This is a genomic window from Arthrobacter globiformis (genome assembly GCF_030815865.1).
GTDB classification, from domain to species: domain Bacteria; phylum Actinomycetota; class Actinomycetes; order Actinomycetales; family Micrococcaceae; genus Arthrobacter; species Arthrobacter globiformis_B.
Map to the genome: position 1 here is coordinate 4460325 of NZ_JAUSXI010000001.1, position 15981 is coordinate 4476305.

A 15981-nucleotide genomic window follows, 5' to 3' on the forward strand; every position below is an offset into this window, starting at 1 on the left:
GTCCTTATAGCCGCACAGGACCCGTCCGCTGGATTCACCCGAACCCGGCGGGCGGGGCCTCTGCGTTTCCCGGCGTTTACTTGTCCGCGGGCTGGAACAGCTCGACGACATTGCCGGCCGGATCCTCCAGCAGGATCTGCTGGCCGCCCGGTCCCCTGACAATGTCGTTCCGGAAGGGAACACCCGCGGTCCGCAGCCTGTCCACCTCGGCGGCGATATCGCTCACGATGAGATGGATCCGGTTCCATCCGCCCGGTGCCGGGACCGCGCCGTCGGGCATTGGCCGGCCCGCCGAACTGGTGGGCCCGCTCAGCAGCAAACGCAACGGTCCGCGGACGACGTCGGCGAACGCCGGTGCCGCGTTCATCCTTACAGAGAAGCCGAGGTGCTTCGTGTAAAAGTCGACGGCGGCATCAACGTCGTCCACCATGTACCGGACGCTGACAAAGTCCTTAGTGCTGTTAAAGTCCTCAGGGTTGCTGGACATTTACCTTCTCCTCCTTGAATGGAAGCGGGATCAAACGTGCTGATCGACGATGACCGGGTTGCCATCGGGGTCCACCACAATGAAGCTGGCCGGCCCTGTTCCGTCGCCGGCCTCGGCAACGAAGGGAATGCCGTGGTCCTTCAGCTGGCGCTGAAGATCCCGCACATCGGTGAATGAGTCGAGCTGCTGCGCGTCCTGGCTCCAGCCCGGATTGAAGGTCAGGGAGTTCTTTTCAAACATGCCCTGGAAAAGGCCGAGCACCGTCTGCCCGTTCCGCAGGATCAGCCAATTCTGGTCAATGTCGCCCCCGGACCTGGTGAATCCCAGTTTCTCGTAGAACGCCGCCGAGGCCGTGATGTCCTTGACGGCCAAGCTGAGTGAGAAAGCGCCGAGTAGCATGTGCCGCTCCAGTCTCCGGAACTCTCCGGGCTATCAATCTCCACCGATACTAACTGCGGGCTGGCGTACCTACCCCCCAACAGCACTATCCCAGAGCCCTCTGACAAACACCCGCTCCCGGCAAGTCAGCAGCAATGTCATGACCTGCTAAAACGCGTCGGTGTGCTCCAGTTCGGGCAGGACAACCAGCGGATCGCCCGCAAAGTGCAGCCTGCGCGAAGACTGCCCGTCAATCCAGGCAAACACGACCGAGCCGTCAACGGGCACATGACCGACAACGCCCGCTTGGCCTGAGCGGACCTGTTTCCAGATCTCCGTCTCCGCCCCGGGGGTCAGCGTCCCCCACACAGCCGGGAGGTCGGCGTCGTGATCATTGCCAGCGTTCGCGTCCATGAACCAATAGAACCAGCTGCTCATGAACACTCCGTGAACGTGGCCTGCGAGACACGCCTGTGATCCCGCTTCAGCCAGGATGTGGCGTGAGACCAACCCGCGTGGGACCATGCCTCATGGCCAACGGCAACGCTGTCCGCGAGGCAATTGAGAAGGCGCGCGAGGAGATGCTTTTCATCGGTCCGGACCACCCGTACTATCCGCTCCTGGCAGAAATGGTCACCGCCGTCGAGGCGGCTTGGCGGCAGGGGTACGATGCGCACCGCGCCGGCAGGCCCAACAGCAATCCGTACAGCTGGCGCCCGTAGAGTTTGGGGTTTTGCCGGGCCCGGTTCGCGAGGGGGAGTGCGTCCGGACCCGGCAGTTCTGACGGTTCGGGGCTGGGATTCCGTTCCTTCAGGACACCGCCAGTATTGCCCGCTGACATGGGGAAATAGTTGGGGCACCTTGGGGCAATACCCGGGCAGACCCCACGCTCCCCCGTGCGGTCCAAGGACCTCCAAAGTTCTTCCAAGGACGAAGGCAGATCCTTTAAGCAGTGCCGGCGGCGGTGGCCCTTGGTCCACCCTCCGGGACCTGGCTGCCTAACCCAGCCCGCCGCCGGCCCCACAACAGCCGCGATGGATGGCGCCCGGACGGCCAGCCCGATCCCCGGGAACACGCCCGGGGCCTGACGCCTCCTATATACAACAGGGCTACTGCAAGGTAGATTCCATACAGGAATCCTGTGAACTCTCTCCAGGAACCCCTTCCGGCGTTGTGCACCGCCTGGAGGTAACGCCGCTATAGCCTCGTGGCGGCCATACCGCACCCTGGGGAAAGAGCCTGTCATGGCCACCTCGCATTTCCAGCAATTCCTTCACGACGCCACCTACCCCGCTCCCGAAACTGACAGCCCGCTGGGGCCGGACTGCCTTTACGGGCTATACACAAGCTGGTGCCTGATTCAAGGACTGACACCTAAACCAGACTCGTCGTTCCGGGCGGGCATGCGGCGGTGCCGTGTCAACCTCCGAGGCACTAGGCGGAAGATGAAGGGGCGGGCTGCAGCCGACTACATCCTCGCCAGCTACCCCTACGCGGGTTGACGATGTCGCTCAGATCGCCCGGCTTCCGTTCCGACGGCGCCGGACGGGCACGGGTCCTGCCTGTAATGTGCGCGTTCTGCGGCACCGACAGCCATCTCATCATCAGGTCGGTGACGGATATCCCGGACTGCCCCGCCGACGTCGTCCTGGTGGCCTACACCTGCGGCCGGTGCCGGCGCTTCAGTGAACATCCTGCCCACGTTGCCGACCTGTCCGCGGTCCTTGGCCGCCGGGAACAAAAAGGGGACGTGCTGATCTTCGGCGGGCATTACATGCACTGTGGACAACCGATGGCCAAGGCAGGATCCGAGCTCCGCAGGCTGTCCGCGCCGCTGTCCACCGAAGGTGCCGCCGAAGACACCCTGGACGTCTACCTCTCCACCCGCGTGCTCAGATGCAGCTGCGGTTTTCAGATGGAACTGCCGGAGTAAGCGGGATCGTACATTTGAAGGACAAACCTACCCCCGGGTAACTTTGGGTGGGGCCCCATCCTATTCCCCCATGCGGATGGTAGTCCCCGGAAAGCCCCGCACCGCCTTCACAATGGTGCGGGGCTTTGTCGTGCCGTGGCAGTGCACTTCTTGAGGTTTCCGCCCTAGACTGTGCACACCTACTACAGGCCGGGGGGCACGTTGGGTTCACGGGGGCTTTGCCTGGTCATCGAGGATGACCAGGATATTCGCGATCTGGTCGCGCTGTTACTGACGCGGCTCGGTTTTGACGTTCATGGAGTCAGCAACGGCATTGACGGCGTGGCCGCGGCGTGGGAACACCATCCCGTCCTGGTCACGGTCGACCTGAATCTGCCGGACATGGACGGCCTGGAGGTGGCGCAGCACATCCGGGCGCGCTCCGAGGCGCCGATGCTGTTCATCACGGCACGGGCGGAGTTCGACGACGAAATGGCCGGCATGGCATCGGGAGCCGCGGCCTACCTGGTCAAACCGTTCCGCCCACGGCAACTCACCGAGACGGTCAACAGGCTTTGTCCCGTGGGCCCGCTGACGGCGCAGGGCCCGAAGCCCCGCGTCTGACCGACTCGGTTCCTGCCCAATCGGTGGTCCACTGAATGAGATCCTTTAGCTCGTATCGTGAGACTGCCTTAGGCTCGAAAGGTGACCAGCAGCCTGCCTCCCTTTGTCGATATTGAGTGGTGCGAGGATCGGCCCAGAGAGATCGTCATGGCCGACGTCCGGTGGTACCTAGACGGAGCTTCCGGGCGGAGCGCCTACGAGGCGGGCCACATTCCCGGAGCTGTCTTCATGGATCTTGACCGCTGGCTCTCTGCTGAACCGTCACGGGAGGCCGGCCGCAATCCGCTGCCCGACCCGGAGGTCTTTGCCGAGGGGATGAGGAATGCGGGTATCAGCGACGCCGACACAGTGGTGGCCTACGACGATGCCGGCGGTGTCATAGCAGCGAGGCTGGTGTGGATGCTGCGCAGCACAGGACACCAGGCAGCCCTCCTGAACGGCGGCCTTGCCGCCTACACAGGCGAGCTCGAGACTCACCAACGTGCCCGGCAACCCGGCCGCTTCACCGCCACGCCCTGGCCCTTCCAACTGCTCGCCTCCATTCAAGACACCGCCCCCGGACAGGGCAAAATCGTTGTGGACGCCAGGAACCGGGACCGTTACGAGGGGCGCCAGGACCCAATCGACCCGCGTCTGGGCCACATTCCGCAGGCAATAAATCTGCCCTGCCGGGAAAATCTGGACCCTTCCGGCAAACTGCTGGCCAAGGAATTGCTGCACAGCAAAGTGGCTGGCGTCGGCATCCTCTCCGCCAATGACGTCATCAGCTACTGCGGCTCCCGGCGTCACCGCTTGCCACAACGTGCTGGTCCTGGAACATCTCGGCCTGGGCAAGGCGCGCCTCTTCGTCGGCGGGTGGTCCCAGTATGGGCACGCCATCCAACTGCCGGTGGAAACCGCCTGAAGAAGACGGCCGGGCCGACGTCGTTCTTTCCTATATCCCCAAGCGGCACTTCGGTTCCATAATGTCCCCATAAACTTCGGGGACCCGCGCGCCGGTCAACGCTGCGAGGCGCGGCAGGGTCCCAGGTGGCCGCCCCGGCTATCGGCGATACGGGCGGCGACGCGGCACGGGCACGGACGGCAAGTCTTTTCCCAGCACCGAATCAGGGGGAGCATCGCCATCAGTGCAACGAGGAGAGAACTGTCATGCTCAAGGACATAGACGTCACCGCTGTCCTTCCCGCGAAGGACGTGGGCAGGGCGAAGGATTTTTACCGGGACAAGCTCGGGCTGGAGCCCGCGGAGCCCGCGGACGACAACGTGATGTTCCAGTGCGGCAACGGGACCAAATTCATGCTGTACCAGACTGACAACGCGGGCACCGCAAAAAACACCCAGATGGGGTGGGTGACGGACGACGTCGAGCGGGACGTGCAGGAATTGCGGGGCCGCGGGGTCGTATTCGAAGAGTACGATTTCCCCGGTTTGAAGACCGAGAACGGCATTGCCACATCGGACGCAGGCAAGGCCGCCTGGTTCCTGGACAGTGAAGGCAATATTCTGAGCCTCTTCGAGCGCCCGTAGTTCCGGAGCAGGGTTAGCCGGAAAACCGGAAAGGGGCCGGAACCACGGTGTTCCGCCCCTTTCCGCCTATTCCGCGCACCCCCGGGCAGTGGAAGGTGTTTCAGCTGCCCCGCGACGCTCCCGCCCTCTGCGCTTGGCAGAGCAGAAGGCCCCCAATGGAGAGGATTGAAGAAACGATGAATTGATCAATTCCTCAATCACGAGTTTTGTCCACCGCCGCCAGCCCGTCAAGGACCCGAACCGTTAGTGCCCAAAACGAGACTTTTCGATGCTTCCGGGCCCGGTCGCCTGCGATCAGCCGGTTCCGCGCCCCGCCACCGTCTCGCTGGAAACTTCAGCCAGGGTCAGGCTCCGCTCCCTAGCCTGGACCAGGAGCCCGGCCAGGGCGTCCTCCGAGTGCTGCCGGTCCGGGCGCTGACCGAACGCACTGCGTTGGTTGTCACGGCACGCCTCTCCAGGGACTCCTCGAGCACTGCCATCGTCCATCAGGATGCCCTCACCGGCAAGGCCTGGCCCCGACGCGCCATGCCGGCCAGGGGGCCCGCGTCAGCCGAGGCCCGGGCATTCAAGACCGACTCGGCAGCGGAGAGGAGGTCTGCACTCTCGGGAAAGGACAGCCAGTACTGCAGCCGCCCCCGGAGCGGCGGCCGGTCACCAGGTGCTGGGCACGCAACTGCGCGAGCTGACCGGCCAGGTGCGACGGCTTCAGCCCCGTGGCCGAACAGAGGTCCGCCACCGACGCCGGGCCCGTCGCGAGCACGGCAAGAATCCGGACCCTGGCAGGATGCGCCAGCGCCTTGAACAACTCCCCTTCAGCAGCCGCGACCCATTCCGCGGGTCCTGACGGTCCCACCACCGCTGCTCCTATCTGCTTTTAACCGTATTATCGTCCAGAACACCTCGAGGAGCTTTGGTTATTGTGTTCCCAGGACTCCGGTTTCAGCATCAAATCGTTGCTATTCAGAAGCCTCCACCCCTCGCGGCGCGCGCCCTTCGCTGAAACAATTAGTGTTACTACTTTCGACGCCGCAGTCTGCGAGCCCGGACGGCGCTCCGCGGACCCGCGGACCCAGGAAAGGAACGAACGCGCATGCCAGTCTCAAGAATCACTCTTGCCCGGCCCGGCGTCTTTCCCCTGAGCCGGTCTGGCCCCCGCGGGCCATCCGGCCACGTCTTGGCCAGGCCCTGATGCCAGCCAACCTGCCCCTCGCGGACGAACTGGCTGCCCTTACCGTCCGGATCGCCGACCTGTTGCTGACCCATGAGACCGTCGACGAAGCAGTTTCGGCGCTGGCCCAGGCCCTCAAGGAAAGCGTTCCCGGCGCCTTGGGGGCAGGCGCCAGCCTGATGGATACGCGCGGCCGGCGCACCAGCACCGCCGCCACCGATCCCACCATCCTGCAGGCAGACCAGCTCCAATACGACCTCAGGCAGGGACCGTGCCTGACTGCGTGGGCCCAGCAGGCGACCGTGAAGATGACGGACAGCCGCACCGACCACCGCTGGCCCGCCTGGACGCGGGCCATCACCGACCTGCCGCTACGCTCGGTGATCAGCACGCCGCTGTCCACTCCCCACGGCGCCATCGGTGCGCTGAAGGTTTACTCCTCCATTCCCGACGGCTTCGATTCCAAGGCCATCCGCTTGATCGAACTGCTGGCACGCCCTGCCGCCCTGATGCTTGCGAACGCCCAGGCGCGCGATGCTGCAGAGCGCCTCAGCGACGGGCTCATCGGAGCGCTTGGCGCCCGCGACGCCATCGGAACGGCAACCGGGATCATCATGGAGCGCCTCCACGTCAGCCACGACCAGGCGCTCGCCACCCTTATCAGTGCCTGCCGCCGGCGCGAGGTACCGCTGCACGAGCTCTCCCGGGACATCATCGACGGCGGCGAGCTGTAACTGGCCGTCATAAAACCGCCACCACAGACGCCGCAACCGCCTGCACATAAGGGACGGCCGACGTCGGCCATTCCCTTATCCCGCACCTCCGGGGCTGACTCAATCCGGCAGGCCTACAGCAATCGCCTCCCCCGCGCAACTTTGGCGCGCGGGGCAGTTCCAAGGAAAATAGCGAGTCAGCACACAATGCACCGCCACGTTAACTTCAGGAGACACAGAACCCATGACTAACACCATTGCCCCGAGTGCCGGCCTGATCGCCGCCCCGAACGCAGCCATGGCCGCTTTGGACGAGATGGACCTTACGCCGCAGGGGCTGTCTGACGCGCCGGCAAATGAGCTGGATGCAGACACCCTCGTACACCCCGGCGCCAGCTAGGCTGCCCCAGCTTCAGTCGAGCAGCGGACGTCAGGTTCCGCAGAAGGTCCGGTAGGGACCAAAGGTTTCCGGCGCGGCCTCCGCATAACGTTCGACGCCGGGACGCTCGTGGTAGGGGTCTGTCACCGCTTCGAGCAGCCGCCGGAGCGGCCCGACGTCACCGTCGGTCGCAGCGTCGAGTGCTTCCTCTACGAGGTGGTTGCGGGGCACATACACCGGATTGACCCGGTCCATCTTGTCGGCGTCCGGCTGCAGGGCCCGCCAGCGTTCGGCCCAGGCAGGGAAAGCGTCCGGCTCAGGGAACAGGGTGCGGATCGGCTCGCCCTGGCCGCGGGCTGCGGTTCCAAGACGCCGGAAGAACGATGTGTAGTCGACGCGCCCCTCCTGCAGCAGCCCGAGCAGTTCGTCAATCAGGGGCGAAGCCACGTCGTCAGCGATGTTGCTGTCCAGTCCGAGCTTCGCCTTCATGCCGGCCAGCCAGGCTGCGCTGTACTGCCCGCGGAAGGCCCCCAGCGACTCCTGTGCCAGCGCGACCGCCCGCTCCTCGTCGTCGTCGAACAGCGGAAGGAGCGCCTCCGCCAGGCGGGTCAGATTCCACTCCGCCACCACCGGCTGATTCGCGTAGGCGTAGCGTCCGTTCTCGTCGATCGAACTGTAGACGGTGGCGGGGTCGAACGCGTCCATGAAGGCGCACGGACCGTAGTCAATGGTCTCCCCCGAGATAGCCATGTTGTCCGTGTTCATCACGCCGTGAATGAAGCCCACCAGCATCCACTTAGCCACCAGCGAAGCCTGCGCAGAGATCACTGCCGCGAACAGGGCAAGATACGGATTGTCCGCCTCCGCGGCATCGGGATAGTGCCGGACGATCGCATGGTCGGCAAGGCGGCGCAGGAGTCCGATGTCACCGGCGACCCGGGCATACTGGAAACTGCCTACGCGCAGATGACTGCTCGCGATGCGCGTAAGTACCGCTCCGGGCAGCGCTGTTTCCCGCTGGACGGAACGCGCAGTGGCCACCACGGCGAGGGACCGGGTAGTGGGAATGCCCAGGGCGTGCATCGCCTCACTGACGACATATTCACGCAGCATCGGCCCCACGACCGCGAAGCCGTCGCCACCCCGTGCGAAGGGTGTGCGGCCGGAGCCTTTCAGGTGAATGTCGCGGAGGCGGCCGCCGACGTCGGCTATCTCACCGAGCAGCAGCGCACGACCGTCACCCAGCCTCGGGGCAAACCAGCCAAACTGGTGGCCGGAGTATGCCTGCGCAACTGGAGTGGCGCCGTCGGGCACCTCATTGCCGATCAGCAGAGGAAGACCCTCCGGGCCCCGCAGGAAGTCCGGGTCAATGCCCAACTCGGCGGCCAGCGGCTCGTTCAGCACGAGCAGCCGGGGGTCGGGGACCTCCTCCGCCTTCCAGGGAATGGCCATTTCGGCAAGTTCGGTGGCGAAGCGACTTTCAAGGGTGACTGTTGATGCGGCTGCGGCGCTCATCTTTCAAGGATAAAGCTATGCCGAAAAGACGTCACCGTTGTGCATGCCGGACTCCTTGCGGACAGCTTATTCATCAAAATACGTGGACAGAGCAGAATCGCCACCCACCGAGGCAGCAACTGACGCCGCGACGTCACGGAGTTTCAGGTTCCTCAAGCTGGAGGCAGTCTTCAGGACCCGCAGGGCAGCCTCCTGGCTGCACCTGTTCTGCGCCATGATGATTCCGGTGGCGATGTCGATTGAAGTGCGCGACTGCATTGCGGCGGCCAGGTCGTTCCGCGCCTCGGTCAGCCGAGCCATCCGCAGGGCAAGCCGGAGGCTTTTGGATGCCTGTGCCGCGAATTCCTCCGCGCCACTGATGTCTTCGCCGGTGAACCCATGGGGCCGCGGCGAAAAGAGATTGAGCGCCGCGCGGGTTTCGGCCTCCAGTCCCAGCGGCACCGCGAGGATCGAGCCCACGCCGCGCCCAGCGACGGCCGACATATATGCCGGCCAACGGGGCTCAGACGCCACGTCCGGGACATGAACGATGCACATCTCGGCCATGGCGGCCAGGCAGGGACCTTCGCCAAACTCCAGCTGGACTTCATCCAGCATTCTGGCCTGGGCATCGCTACTGGCTACCGTGGCCGCTTTCTTCCTCCGCAGCACCGTGAAGGCGCACCGCACCTTTATGTGGGGAGCGGAGAAGAATGCCCCGGAATATTCAGCCAGCTCCTGGAGGAACTCGCCAACGTCAACGCTCTCCAGCACCAGTTCCTGGAGCCGTCCTGCGACGTCCTCACGGTCCCACGCCCGGGCTTCAACGCCCATAACAGCCTCGTTTCAACAGGCGGCGCCGCCCGGCATAGAAACCGAAACCGCCGCTTCCAAGAAGGACGGCACTTCCCAACATTTACTGCCAGATTACCTCTCCTAGAGACGTCCAAAGCGCTGCGGGGAGGACAAATCGTCAGGCCGCAATTCGCGCCATTACTTGCCCGCCAGCCATCAGAAACGCCGGGTCGGTGCCCTCCTGCGGCCTGCCAGCGTCTCTGCGACACCGATCAGGGCGACAGCGGCGATGACGGCAACGATGAACCCGAGGAAGTTCAGTTCGAAGATGTCGCCGGTGCCGAGGAGGCTGGCCACAACTCCACCAATGACGGACCCGGCTAGGCCCAGGAGCAGCGTGGCGACGATTCCCAAGTTCTGCCGCCCGGGCTTGATGAGGCGGGCAAGGGCTCCGATAACGAGCCCGGCGATGATGAATCCAATCATGATCAACAGCCTTTCTGCTGGCATCCAACAATTTTCAATTGATGTAGGAAGTGTACTTACTATTAGATGGTAACCATGCTTACTATTGCTGAGTGCTGGTTCATCAGCAGCAGCTAACCCTCAAAGGAAAGAGAGCAATGATGACCGAGAACCCATACGGCACCGGACCGGGCACGACAGGATTGGGCACCACCGGCGCCGACATCACCGGAGCAGGCAGCACTGACGCAGACATCACCGGCGTCGGCACCCCGGGCTACACGGGCACCACCGGTTACCAGGACGAGCCCTCCTCGAAGAAGGACGTGGCGAAGGACGAGGCCGCGAATGTTGCGGGCCAGGCTGCCGGCGCTGCCCAGAACGTGGCCGGGACGGCCGCGTCCGAGGCCAAGAACGTCGCCTACGAGGCGAAGAACAGCGCCAAGGATCTGCTGCATCAGGCAAAATCGGATCTCACCAGCCAGGCCGGCACGCAGCAGACCAAGGCCGCCGAAGGCATCCGCACCATCTCCTCGCAGCTGCGCACCATGGCCGACGCGCCGGACCAGCAGGGTGTGGCCTCGGACCTGATCCGGCAGGCCGCCGACCGTTCCGAGTCGGTCGCGTCCTGGCTGGACAACCGGGACCCGGGCTCGCTGCTGGACGAGGTCAAGTCCTTTGCCCGCCAGCGCCCCGGCACCTTCCTGCTCCTCGCGGCAGGCGCGGGCATGCTTGCCGGTCGCCTGGGCCGCAGCCTGCAGGCCGGCGCCCCCGAAACCGGACCCGCGGCCGGCGCCGGATACGCAGGCACCGTGCCGCAGTACCCCGCCCAGCCACCGGTCACTGAAAGCAGCCTCACCGCGGCACCGCTTTATGACGCACCGCAGGCAACCCCCACCACCTATGCAGAAACCGTGTATGGCGAGCCAGCCCGGCCGGGCTTTGACGCGCCGGGCTCTGCAGGGGTTCCGCTGCGCGATCCCGAGGACCCGTACGTTGAGGGTGGGGGTCGTCCCCTGTGAGCAGCCAGATACCCGATACACCTCCCACCCAAGCCCACGCCAAGGCCGACACCACCTCCCTCGGTGACCTCCTCGGTGAGGTCACCCGGGACCTGTCCACCCTGATCCGGCAGGAAATCGAACTCGCCAAGGCCGAACTCAAACAGTCCGGCACCCGTGCGGGCAAGGGCGGCGGCATGCTCGCCGGCGCCGGCGTCGCCGGGCACTTCGTGCTCCTGTTCCTCTCCATCGCCCTCTGGTACGCCCTCGGCGAGCTGGTGGGCCTGGGCTGGTCCGCCGTCGTCGTCGCCGTCATCTGGGGCATCATCGCCGCGATCCTCGCCTCCATCGGACGCAAGGAACTCAAAGCCATCAAAGGCATGCCCCAGACCATGGAGACAGCCAAGGAAATCCCGCCCACCCTCAAACCGAACGGAGACCACCGATGAGTGAGAACCCGGACGCCATCCGCGCCGACATCGAAGCAACCCGCACCCGCCTCGGCACCAACGTGGACGCCGTCGCCGACAAGGTCACCCCCTCCAACATCGTCCACCGCCAAACGGACAAGGTGAAGGACGCCGTCTTCGGAGTAAAGGAGAAAGTCATGGGCACCGCCGAACACGCCACCCACAGCACCTCCGGCAGCCTCCACCACGCCGCACACAGCACCAGCGGCGGGGTCCATCAGGCCACCGACGCCGCCGGGAACGCCATCAGCACCGCCGGCGAAGCAATCGCCGACGCACCCCACCAGGTCGCCGCGAAAACCCAGGGCAACCCCCTCGCCGCCGGGCTGATCGCCTTCGGCGCCGGGCTGCTGGCCTCCTCGCTGATCCCGCCCAGCCAGAAGGAACGCGAAGCCGCCGACGCCCTCAAGACCGCGGCCGAACCGATGACCAGCCAGCTGACCGAAGCGGCCAAGGACATGGCCGAAGGCTGGAAGGAACCCGCCCAGGACGCCATGGAAAACGTCAAGGCCACCGCCACCGACGCCGCCCAGCACGTCAAGGAAGAAGGCCAGACCGCCGCCTCCGACGTCAAAGCAACCGCCACCGACGCCAGGGACCACGTCCAGAACACGTGAGCCGGCATGAGCCTGGCTCATCCCACAGGACCGGAACGCTGGCCAACGCACCGGCTCCTCAGCATCGCTGCCCGTCTGGATGAGCTGCGGATCAACCGCAACCTCACGCACCTGGGCCTGACCAAAGGATCCCTGGACGTGTTGGAATCGGTGGCGGACCTCGAACCTGTCACCGTCTCCGACCTGGCCACCCTGCTCTGTGTAAGCAAACAAAGCCTGGGCAGGGTGGTCCGCCGTCTTCAGGGACTTGGGTTCCTGAGCAGGGAACGCAGCGGGGACCGGCGCTACACGGACATCCGGCTCACGCACGACGGCCGGGAGGTACTGGCCACTGCGGAGGCCCTGGTCCAAGGGCTAACGCAGAGCAGGCCGGATACAGAGTCCGCCCTGCGTCTGGACCTGGAACGCTACATTCGCGACCTGCGGATGTAGCGTTCCAGGTCTGGCCAGCCGTGGCGGAACCGCGATCTTCACTACTTGCTGTCAACCCCACCGAAACCACCCGCTGGCTGCGCCGTTGCCGCCTGCAAGGAGAACCATGAAAAGACCAAAACCGCGCGGTCCCGTCAGCGCTGAGCTCATCGACCTTCTGACCGGGGGGCCAGGAATCGATATGCCAGCACAATCAGAACTGCTGGGGCTCGTCTCCGAAACTGCGAGACTCGCGGACGACATCCTCACTGACGACGATCTCCAGCTCGCACTGTTTTGCCTCTACGAACTGCACTATGGAGGCCTGGAGGGAGTGGATGACGCATGGGAATGGGAGCCTGCGCTAATCGCCGTCCGCCGGCTTCTGGAAGAACCGTTCGAACAGGCCTTGCGCTCCGCCGCGCTCGTGGCCGCAGGGCCCCCGGCAGACGGTAAGAACGCGGCCGCGGAGGGCAAACCGGACAGCGACGCGGTGGCGGACATGCTCTTTGCCCTGGCTGCCCAGGACAGCGGACCCAGCCTCTCGCGTTACGTGGCCAAGAAGGCGACGGCTGAACAGCTGGCGGAGTTCCTCATTCACAAATCCGTCTACCAGCTCAAGGAAGCCGACCCCCACACCTGGGCGATCCCGAGGCTGGCGGGGCGGCCCAAGGCCGCCCTGGTGGAGATCCAGGCGGATGAGTATGGAGGCGGCCGCCCGCACCGGATGCACAGTGCACTGTTCGCCCGGACCATGGATGGACTGGGACTTAACAGTAGCTACGGCAGCTATGTTGACGCTGTTCCTGCCGTGGCCCTCGCCTCGGTGAACATGATGTCCCTGTTCGGCCTCAACCGCCGGCTGCGCGGCGCGATCACGGGCCACCTCGCGATCTACGAGATGACATCGTCCCGCCCCAACCAGCTGTACGGCAGGGGCTTCCGCCGCCACGGCTTCGGCGCCGAGGTCACTGAATACTTCGACGAACACGTGGAAGCCGACGCCGTCCACGAGCAGATCGCCGGCCGGGACCTCGCAGGAGGCCTCGCCGAGGCAGAACCTGAGCTCCTTGAGGACATCCTGTTCGGTGCCACGGCCGCCCTCGCAATCGATGCCAGGCTCACGGCGCACATCGTGGAAGCCTGGCAGGATGGCAGATCCTCGCTGCGCACTTCCTTGACCACGGCATGACAAAAGCGGCACAACCGGGTCCACGTCCGGACACGGAGTACATTCTGCCCCTGCGTTGGACCGAGGATTCCGGGATTGAGGAGCTGGCGGAATACATCTCGAAGCTGGCCACCTGGACCCGGGTAACTGTGGTGGACGGCTCCCCCGCGGAGTTGTTCGCCCGGCACCGGGTGCTGCTCCCGACGTCGGTCCGTCACATCCCACCGAAGGCCAACGACGGCGGCTCCGGGGGCGGCAACGGCAAAGTAGCCGCAGTCCTCACAGCAGTACGCCTCAGCACGGCCGAGCGGCTGGTGATTGCCGACGACGACGTCCGCTACACACGTGAGGGTCTGGCCGCGGCATTCGCCGCCCTTGACGACGCCGAACTGGTCCGCCCGCAGAATTACTTCACTCCGCTGCCCTGGCACGCACGCTGGGACACGTCCAGGACCCTCATCAACCGGGCATTCGGCGGGGACTACCCCGGCACGCTGGCAGTTCGCCGGTCCGCACTGGCAGCCACGGACGGCTATGCGGGCGTGCTCTTCGAGAACCTGGAGCTCATCCGGACCGTCACTGCTGCCGGCGGCCGTGAAAAGCAGCTGCCGGCATTGCTGGTGGCCCGGAGGCCGCCCACTGCCCGCCACTTCTTCAGGCAACGTATCCGGCAGGCCTATGACGACTTTGCGCAGCCCGCACGGCTGCTCGCCGAGCTTGCCGTGCTGCCCCTCCTGGCAGTGGTGCTGGCGCAACGGCGAGTACCGCGTGCCCTTGCGGTCCTCGCACTGACCGGTACCGTCGTCGGCATCGCGGAACGCGGAAGAAGACGCGACGGAGGCAGGGCTGTGTTTCCGCCAAGCACCGCCTGGTTTGCCCCGCTGTGGCTTTTTGAACGGGCAGCGTGCATCTGGATGGCCCTTGCTCTCCGGGCCAGCGGCGGGGTTCCCTATGCGGGCGTCAGGATCAAAACGGCAGCCCATTCCCCGGCCGCGCTCAGGCTCAGGCACCAAGGCAAAATCCGGCCGGTCCAAGGGGCCCACAACCAGAATGGAACACAACATGGATCATGAGACCAAGCAGCCAGGCGACCCCAGCTCGGTGGTGCTCTGCCCGGACGGGCCAATCCTGATCCGGGGCGACTTCGAAATAGTCACCCCGTCCGGCGACCCGGTCCCCCGGCATCGGAACACGGTTGCCCTGTGCCGCTGCGGGGCCTCCGCCATCAAGCCCTACTGCGACGGTTCCCACAAGCTGATCAAGTTCCGCACCGGCATTGCCGGCACAGTGGATGAGGACAGCTGATGTAGTTCCGGCGGATAGGGAGTAGGCTCAAAAATGAAGGCGAATCGATCATCAGCATCCTGCTGGCAGGACTCGGAAGGTCGGTCGACCTGTTCGTCACGTCACTGGCCGTGGAGGCAACCCAAAGTCCACGATCGTTCCCGGACCCTAAATCCGGCCGTAGAAATGGACCGGGCAACCGGCTCCACGTGGATCGGGGCATTTCATGGCCGCTGGCCAGCCGCCGACATCCGGGCGAAATCCCGCACCAACGCTCGAGAAGTTGCAGGACCTACTGCTCGAAAGCCCGGGGTTTGACGCGTTCCTCCTTGAGCTGACCGTTTTCTCGGCGTCGAAGCTCGCAGCACCCGAACCGATGCTGTGTGCGATTTCGGTCGAGCGCGACGGGCGGCCGGCCACCGTGGCCAGCAGCAGCGACACGGCCAAGCAAATGGACGAGAAACAGTACGGGTTCAACGACGGCCCCTGCCTGACGGCCTTAAGGGAAGACCACACCGTTCTGGTCGAAGACCTCAGAACATCCAAGAGATGGCATCGTTACTCACAAGCGGTGACGGGGGAAGGCGTTGTATCAGTCCTTGCCGTTCCAATCGATGCAGGGGCCAACGCAGCGGCGGCCCTGAACTGTTATGCCCTGAGCACGTCCACCTTTGGCACAGCGACCATTGCGGCAGTGGAATCGTACGGCGTGTCTCTGTCCCGCATTCTCCGCCTGGCGCTTCGAGTACACCGCTCCGGGGTGCATCCGGAAGGCTTGCACGGCGCCCTGCAATCAAGGGCAGCAGTAGACGCCGCCCTAAGCCTCGTCATGGCCCAGACCCGCGTCAGCCGTGAGGAAGCAGCCAAACTTCTCCATGAAATGGCGCGGTCCAGCAAACAACAGCTAAGGCAGATCGCGACGGACATCCTCAATGGTGCGGAGCTCCCGGATCGGCAATACCGTGATGGCGAGGCGGACCAGTAGGTCCAAGGCCTGGGTCATAGGACCGGGACTAGTATGGAGAGCACCTGCCGAATAATTCCCCAAAAGGGATGTTCACAACACTGATGACATGTGAGGCCAG

Annotated in this window: 22 protein-coding genes; 15 read left to right on the forward strand and 7 right to left on the reverse strand. The window is 64.8% G+C overall.

The window, feature by feature from the left end:
* Window positions 1-76: 76 nt before the first annotated feature.
* From QFZ33_RS20770 to QFZ33_RS20780, 3 genes are all read right to left on the reverse strand, one after another.
* Window positions 77-487 (reverse strand): VOC family protein, encoded by a 411-nt coding sequence (locus QFZ33_RS20770; protein WP_307030545.1) that lies wholly within the window; start codon window positions 485-487, stop codon window positions 77-79.
* Between the two features lie 30 nt (window positions 488-517).
* Complete coding sequence (locus tag QFZ33_RS20775) at window positions 518-886, reverse strand: VOC family protein (protein ID WP_307030548.1); 369 nt, start codon at window positions 884-886, stop codon at window positions 518-520.
* 147 nt (window positions 887-1033) lie between these two features.
* Window positions 1034-1303 (reverse strand): hypothetical protein, encoded by a 270-nt coding sequence (locus tag QFZ33_RS20780; RefSeq protein WP_307030550.1) that lies wholly within the window; start codon window positions 1301-1303, stop codon window positions 1034-1036.
* A gap of 62 nt (window positions 1304-1365) precedes the next feature.
* On the opposite strand from QFZ33_RS20780, the gene QFZ33_RS20785 reads away from it, so the two are divergent.
* The 5 genes from QFZ33_RS20785 (at window position 1366) to QFZ33_RS20805 (ending at window position 4928) form a co-directional block, all read left to right on the forward strand.
* The gene (locus tag QFZ33_RS20785) at window positions 1366-1587 is read left to right on the forward strand and encodes a hypothetical protein (protein ID WP_307030552.1); all 222 of its coding nucleotides are present in this window, start codon (window positions 1366-1368) and stop codon (window positions 1585-1587) included.
* A gap of 782 nt (window positions 1588-2369) precedes the next feature.
* The gene (locus tag QFZ33_RS20790) at window positions 2370-2798 is read left to right on the forward strand and encodes a hypothetical protein (RefSeq protein WP_307030554.1); all 429 of its coding nucleotides are present in this window, start codon (window positions 2370-2372) and stop codon (window positions 2796-2798) included.
* A 171-nt stretch (window positions 2799-2969) separates the two neighbouring features.
* Complete coding sequence (locus tag QFZ33_RS20795) at window positions 2970-3401, forward strand: response regulator transcription factor (protein ID WP_307030556.1); 432 nt, start codon at window positions 2970-2972, stop codon at window positions 3399-3401.
* A gap of 81 nt (window positions 3402-3482) precedes the next feature.
* Entirely contained in the window at window positions 3483-4367 is an 885-nt protein-coding gene (locus QFZ33_RS20800) for a sulfurtransferase (protein WP_307030558.1), read from the forward strand.
* 183 nt (window positions 4368-4550) lie between these two features.
* Window positions 4551-4928: a VOC family protein gene (locus tag QFZ33_RS20805; protein ID WP_307030560.1), complete on the forward strand. Its 378-nt coding sequence runs from the start codon at window positions 4551-4553 to the stop codon at window positions 4926-4928.
* Between the two features lie 565 nt (window positions 4929-5493).
* On the opposite strand, the gene QFZ33_RS24060 is transcribed toward QFZ33_RS20805, so the two are convergent.
* Window positions 5494-5784, reverse strand: a complete 291-nt coding sequence (locus QFZ33_RS24060) for an ArsR/SmtB family transcription factor (protein ID WP_373427307.1) — start codon at window positions 5782-5784, stop codon at window positions 5494-5496.
* Window positions 5785-6116: 332 nt separating this feature from the next.
* Between QFZ33_RS24060 and QFZ33_RS20810 the strand changes: the two genes are divergently transcribed.
* Complete coding sequence (locus QFZ33_RS20810; RefSeq protein ID WP_307030562.1) at window positions 6117-6830, forward strand: GAF and ANTAR domain-containing protein; 714 nt, start codon at window positions 6117-6119, stop codon at window positions 6828-6830.
* Between the two features lie 223 nt (window positions 6831-7053).
* Window positions 7054-7209 carry a hypothetical protein gene (locus QFZ33_RS20815; RefSeq protein WP_307030564.1) on the forward strand — a complete coding sequence of 52 codons (156 nt, stop codon included), beginning with the start codon at window positions 7054-7056 and terminating at the stop codon, window positions 7207-7209.
* Between the two features lie 30 nt (window positions 7210-7239).
* Here QFZ33_RS20815 and QFZ33_RS20820 read toward each other — a convergent pair whose 3' ends face one another.
* The 3 genes from QFZ33_RS20820 to QFZ33_RS20830 form a co-directional block, all read right to left on the reverse strand.
* Entirely contained in the window at window positions 7240-8703 is a 1464-nt protein-coding gene (locus QFZ33_RS20820; RefSeq protein WP_307030566.1) for a protein adenylyltransferase SelO, read from the reverse strand.
* A gap of 66 nt (window positions 8704-8769) precedes the next feature.
* A complete protein-coding gene (locus QFZ33_RS20825) occupies window positions 8770-9516 on the reverse strand; it encodes a GAF and ANTAR domain-containing protein (protein WP_307030568.1) in 747 nt (248 codons plus the stop codon).
* Between the two features lie 177 nt (window positions 9517-9693).
* The gene (locus QFZ33_RS20830; RefSeq protein ID WP_307030569.1) at window positions 9694-9963 is read right to left on the reverse strand and encodes a GlsB/YeaQ/YmgE family stress response membrane protein; all 270 of its coding nucleotides are present in this window, start codon (window positions 9961-9963) and stop codon (window positions 9694-9696) included.
* A gap of 140 nt (window positions 9964-10103) precedes the next feature.
* Between QFZ33_RS20830 and QFZ33_RS20835 the strand changes: the two genes are divergently transcribed.
* The 8 genes from QFZ33_RS20835 to QFZ33_RS20870 all read left to right on the forward strand — a co-directional run bounded on the left by QFZ33_RS20835 (window position 10104) and on the right by QFZ33_RS20870 (window position 15881).
* Window positions 10104-10964 carry a hypothetical protein gene (locus QFZ33_RS20835; RefSeq protein WP_307030571.1) on the forward strand — a complete coding sequence of 287 codons (861 nt, stop codon included), beginning with the start codon at window positions 10104-10106 and terminating at the stop codon, window positions 10962-10964.
* A complete protein-coding gene (locus QFZ33_RS20840) occupies window positions 10961-11392 on the forward strand; it encodes a phage holin family protein (protein ID WP_307030574.1) in 432 nt (143 codons plus the stop codon). Before QFZ33_RS20835 ends, QFZ33_RS20840 begins: the two co-directional genes overlap by 4 nt.
* Window positions 11389-12030, forward strand: a complete 642-nt coding sequence (locus QFZ33_RS20845; RefSeq protein WP_307030576.1) for a DUF3618 domain-containing protein — start codon at window positions 11389-11391, stop codon at window positions 12028-12030. Before QFZ33_RS20840 ends, QFZ33_RS20845 begins: the two co-directional genes overlap by 4 nt.
* 6 nt (window positions 12031-12036) lie before the next feature.
* Entirely contained in the window at window positions 12037-12462 is a 426-nt protein-coding gene (locus QFZ33_RS20850) for a MarR family winged helix-turn-helix transcriptional regulator (protein WP_307030578.1), read from the forward strand.
* Window positions 12463-12568: 106 nt separating this feature from the next.
* Window positions 12569-13633 (forward strand): iron-containing redox enzyme family protein, encoded by a 1065-nt coding sequence (locus tag QFZ33_RS20855; protein WP_307030580.1) that lies wholly within the window; start codon window positions 12569-12571, stop codon window positions 13631-13633.
* Window positions 13630-14685: a glycosyltransferase family 2 protein gene (locus tag QFZ33_RS20860; protein WP_307030582.1), complete on the forward strand. Its 1056-nt coding sequence runs from the start codon at window positions 13630-13632 to the stop codon at window positions 14683-14685. Before QFZ33_RS20855 ends, QFZ33_RS20860 begins: the two co-directional genes overlap by 4 nt.
* A complete protein-coding gene (locus QFZ33_RS20865; RefSeq protein ID WP_307030584.1) occupies window positions 14675-14917 on the forward strand; it encodes a CDGSH iron-sulfur domain-containing protein in 243 nt (80 codons plus the stop codon). Before QFZ33_RS20860 ends, QFZ33_RS20865 begins: the two co-directional genes overlap by 11 nt.
* Window positions 14918-15122: 205 nt before the next feature.
* Window positions 15123-15881 (forward strand): GAF and ANTAR domain-containing protein, encoded by a 759-nt coding sequence (locus QFZ33_RS20870; RefSeq protein ID WP_307030586.1) that lies wholly within the window; start codon window positions 15123-15125, stop codon window positions 15879-15881.
* Window positions 15882-15981 lie beyond the last annotated feature (100 nt).

Bases quoted from the DNA above. Each gene is read 5' to 3' on its own strand.
- QFZ33_RS20770 (WP_307030545.1), bottom strand. From the start codon at position 487: ATGTCCAGCAACCCTGAGGACTTTAACAGCACTAAGGACTTTGTCAGC.
- QFZ33_RS20775 (WP_307030548.1), bottom strand. From the start codon at position 886: ATGCTACTCGGCGCTTTCTCACTCAGCTTGGCCGTCAAGGACATCACG.
- QFZ33_RS20780 (WP_307030550.1), bottom strand. From the start codon at position 1,303: ATGAGCAGCTGGTTCTATTGGTTCATGGACGCGAACGCTGGCAATGAT.
- QFZ33_RS20790 (WP_307030554.1), top strand. From the start codon at position 2,370: ATGTCGCTCAGATCGCCCGGCTTCCGTTCCGACGGCGCCGGACGGGCA.
- QFZ33_RS20805 (WP_307030560.1), top strand. From the start codon at position 4,551: ATGCTCAAGGACATAGACGTCACCGCTGTCCTTCCCGCGAAGGACGTG.
- QFZ33_RS20810 (WP_307030562.1), top strand. From the start codon at position 6,117: ATGCCAGCCAACCTGCCCCTCGCGGACGAACTGGCTGCCCTTACCGTC.
- QFZ33_RS20815 (WP_307030564.1), top strand. From the start codon at position 7,054: ATGACTAACACCATTGCCCCGAGTGCCGGCCTGATCGCCGCCCCGAAC.
- QFZ33_RS20820 (WP_307030566.1), bottom strand. From the start codon at position 8,703: ATGAGCGCCGCAGCCGCATCAACAGTCACCCTTGAAAGTCGCTTCGCC.
- QFZ33_RS20825 (WP_307030568.1), bottom strand. From the start codon at position 9,516: ATGGGCGTTGAAGCCCGGGCGTGGGACCGTGAGGACGTCGCAGGACGG.
- QFZ33_RS20830 (WP_307030569.1), bottom strand. From the start codon at position 9,963: ATGATTGGATTCATCATCGCCGGGCTCGTTATCGGAGCCCTTGCCCGC.
- QFZ33_RS20835 (WP_307030571.1), top strand. From the start codon at position 10,104: ATGACCGAGAACCCATACGGCACCGGACCGGGCACGACAGGATTGGGC.
- QFZ33_RS20845 (WP_307030576.1), top strand. From the start codon at position 11,389: ATGAGTGAGAACCCGGACGCCATCCGCGCCGACATCGAAGCAACCCGC.
- QFZ33_RS20850 (WP_307030578.1), top strand. From the start codon at position 12,037: ATGAGCCTGGCTCATCCCACAGGACCGGAACGCTGGCCAACGCACCGG.
- QFZ33_RS20855 (WP_307030580.1), top strand. From the start codon at position 12,569: ATGAAAAGACCAAAACCGCGCGGTCCCGTCAGCGCTGAGCTCATCGAC.
- QFZ33_RS20860 (WP_307030582.1), top strand. From the start codon at position 13,630: ATGACAAAAGCGGCACAACCGGGTCCACGTCCGGACACGGAGTACATT.
- QFZ33_RS20865 (WP_307030584.1), top strand. From the start codon at position 14,675: ATGGATCATGAGACCAAGCAGCCAGGCGACCCCAGCTCGGTGGTGCTC.
- QFZ33_RS20870 (WP_307030586.1), top strand. From the start codon at position 15,123: ATGGCCGCTGGCCAGCCGCCGACATCCGGGCGAAATCCCGCACCAACG.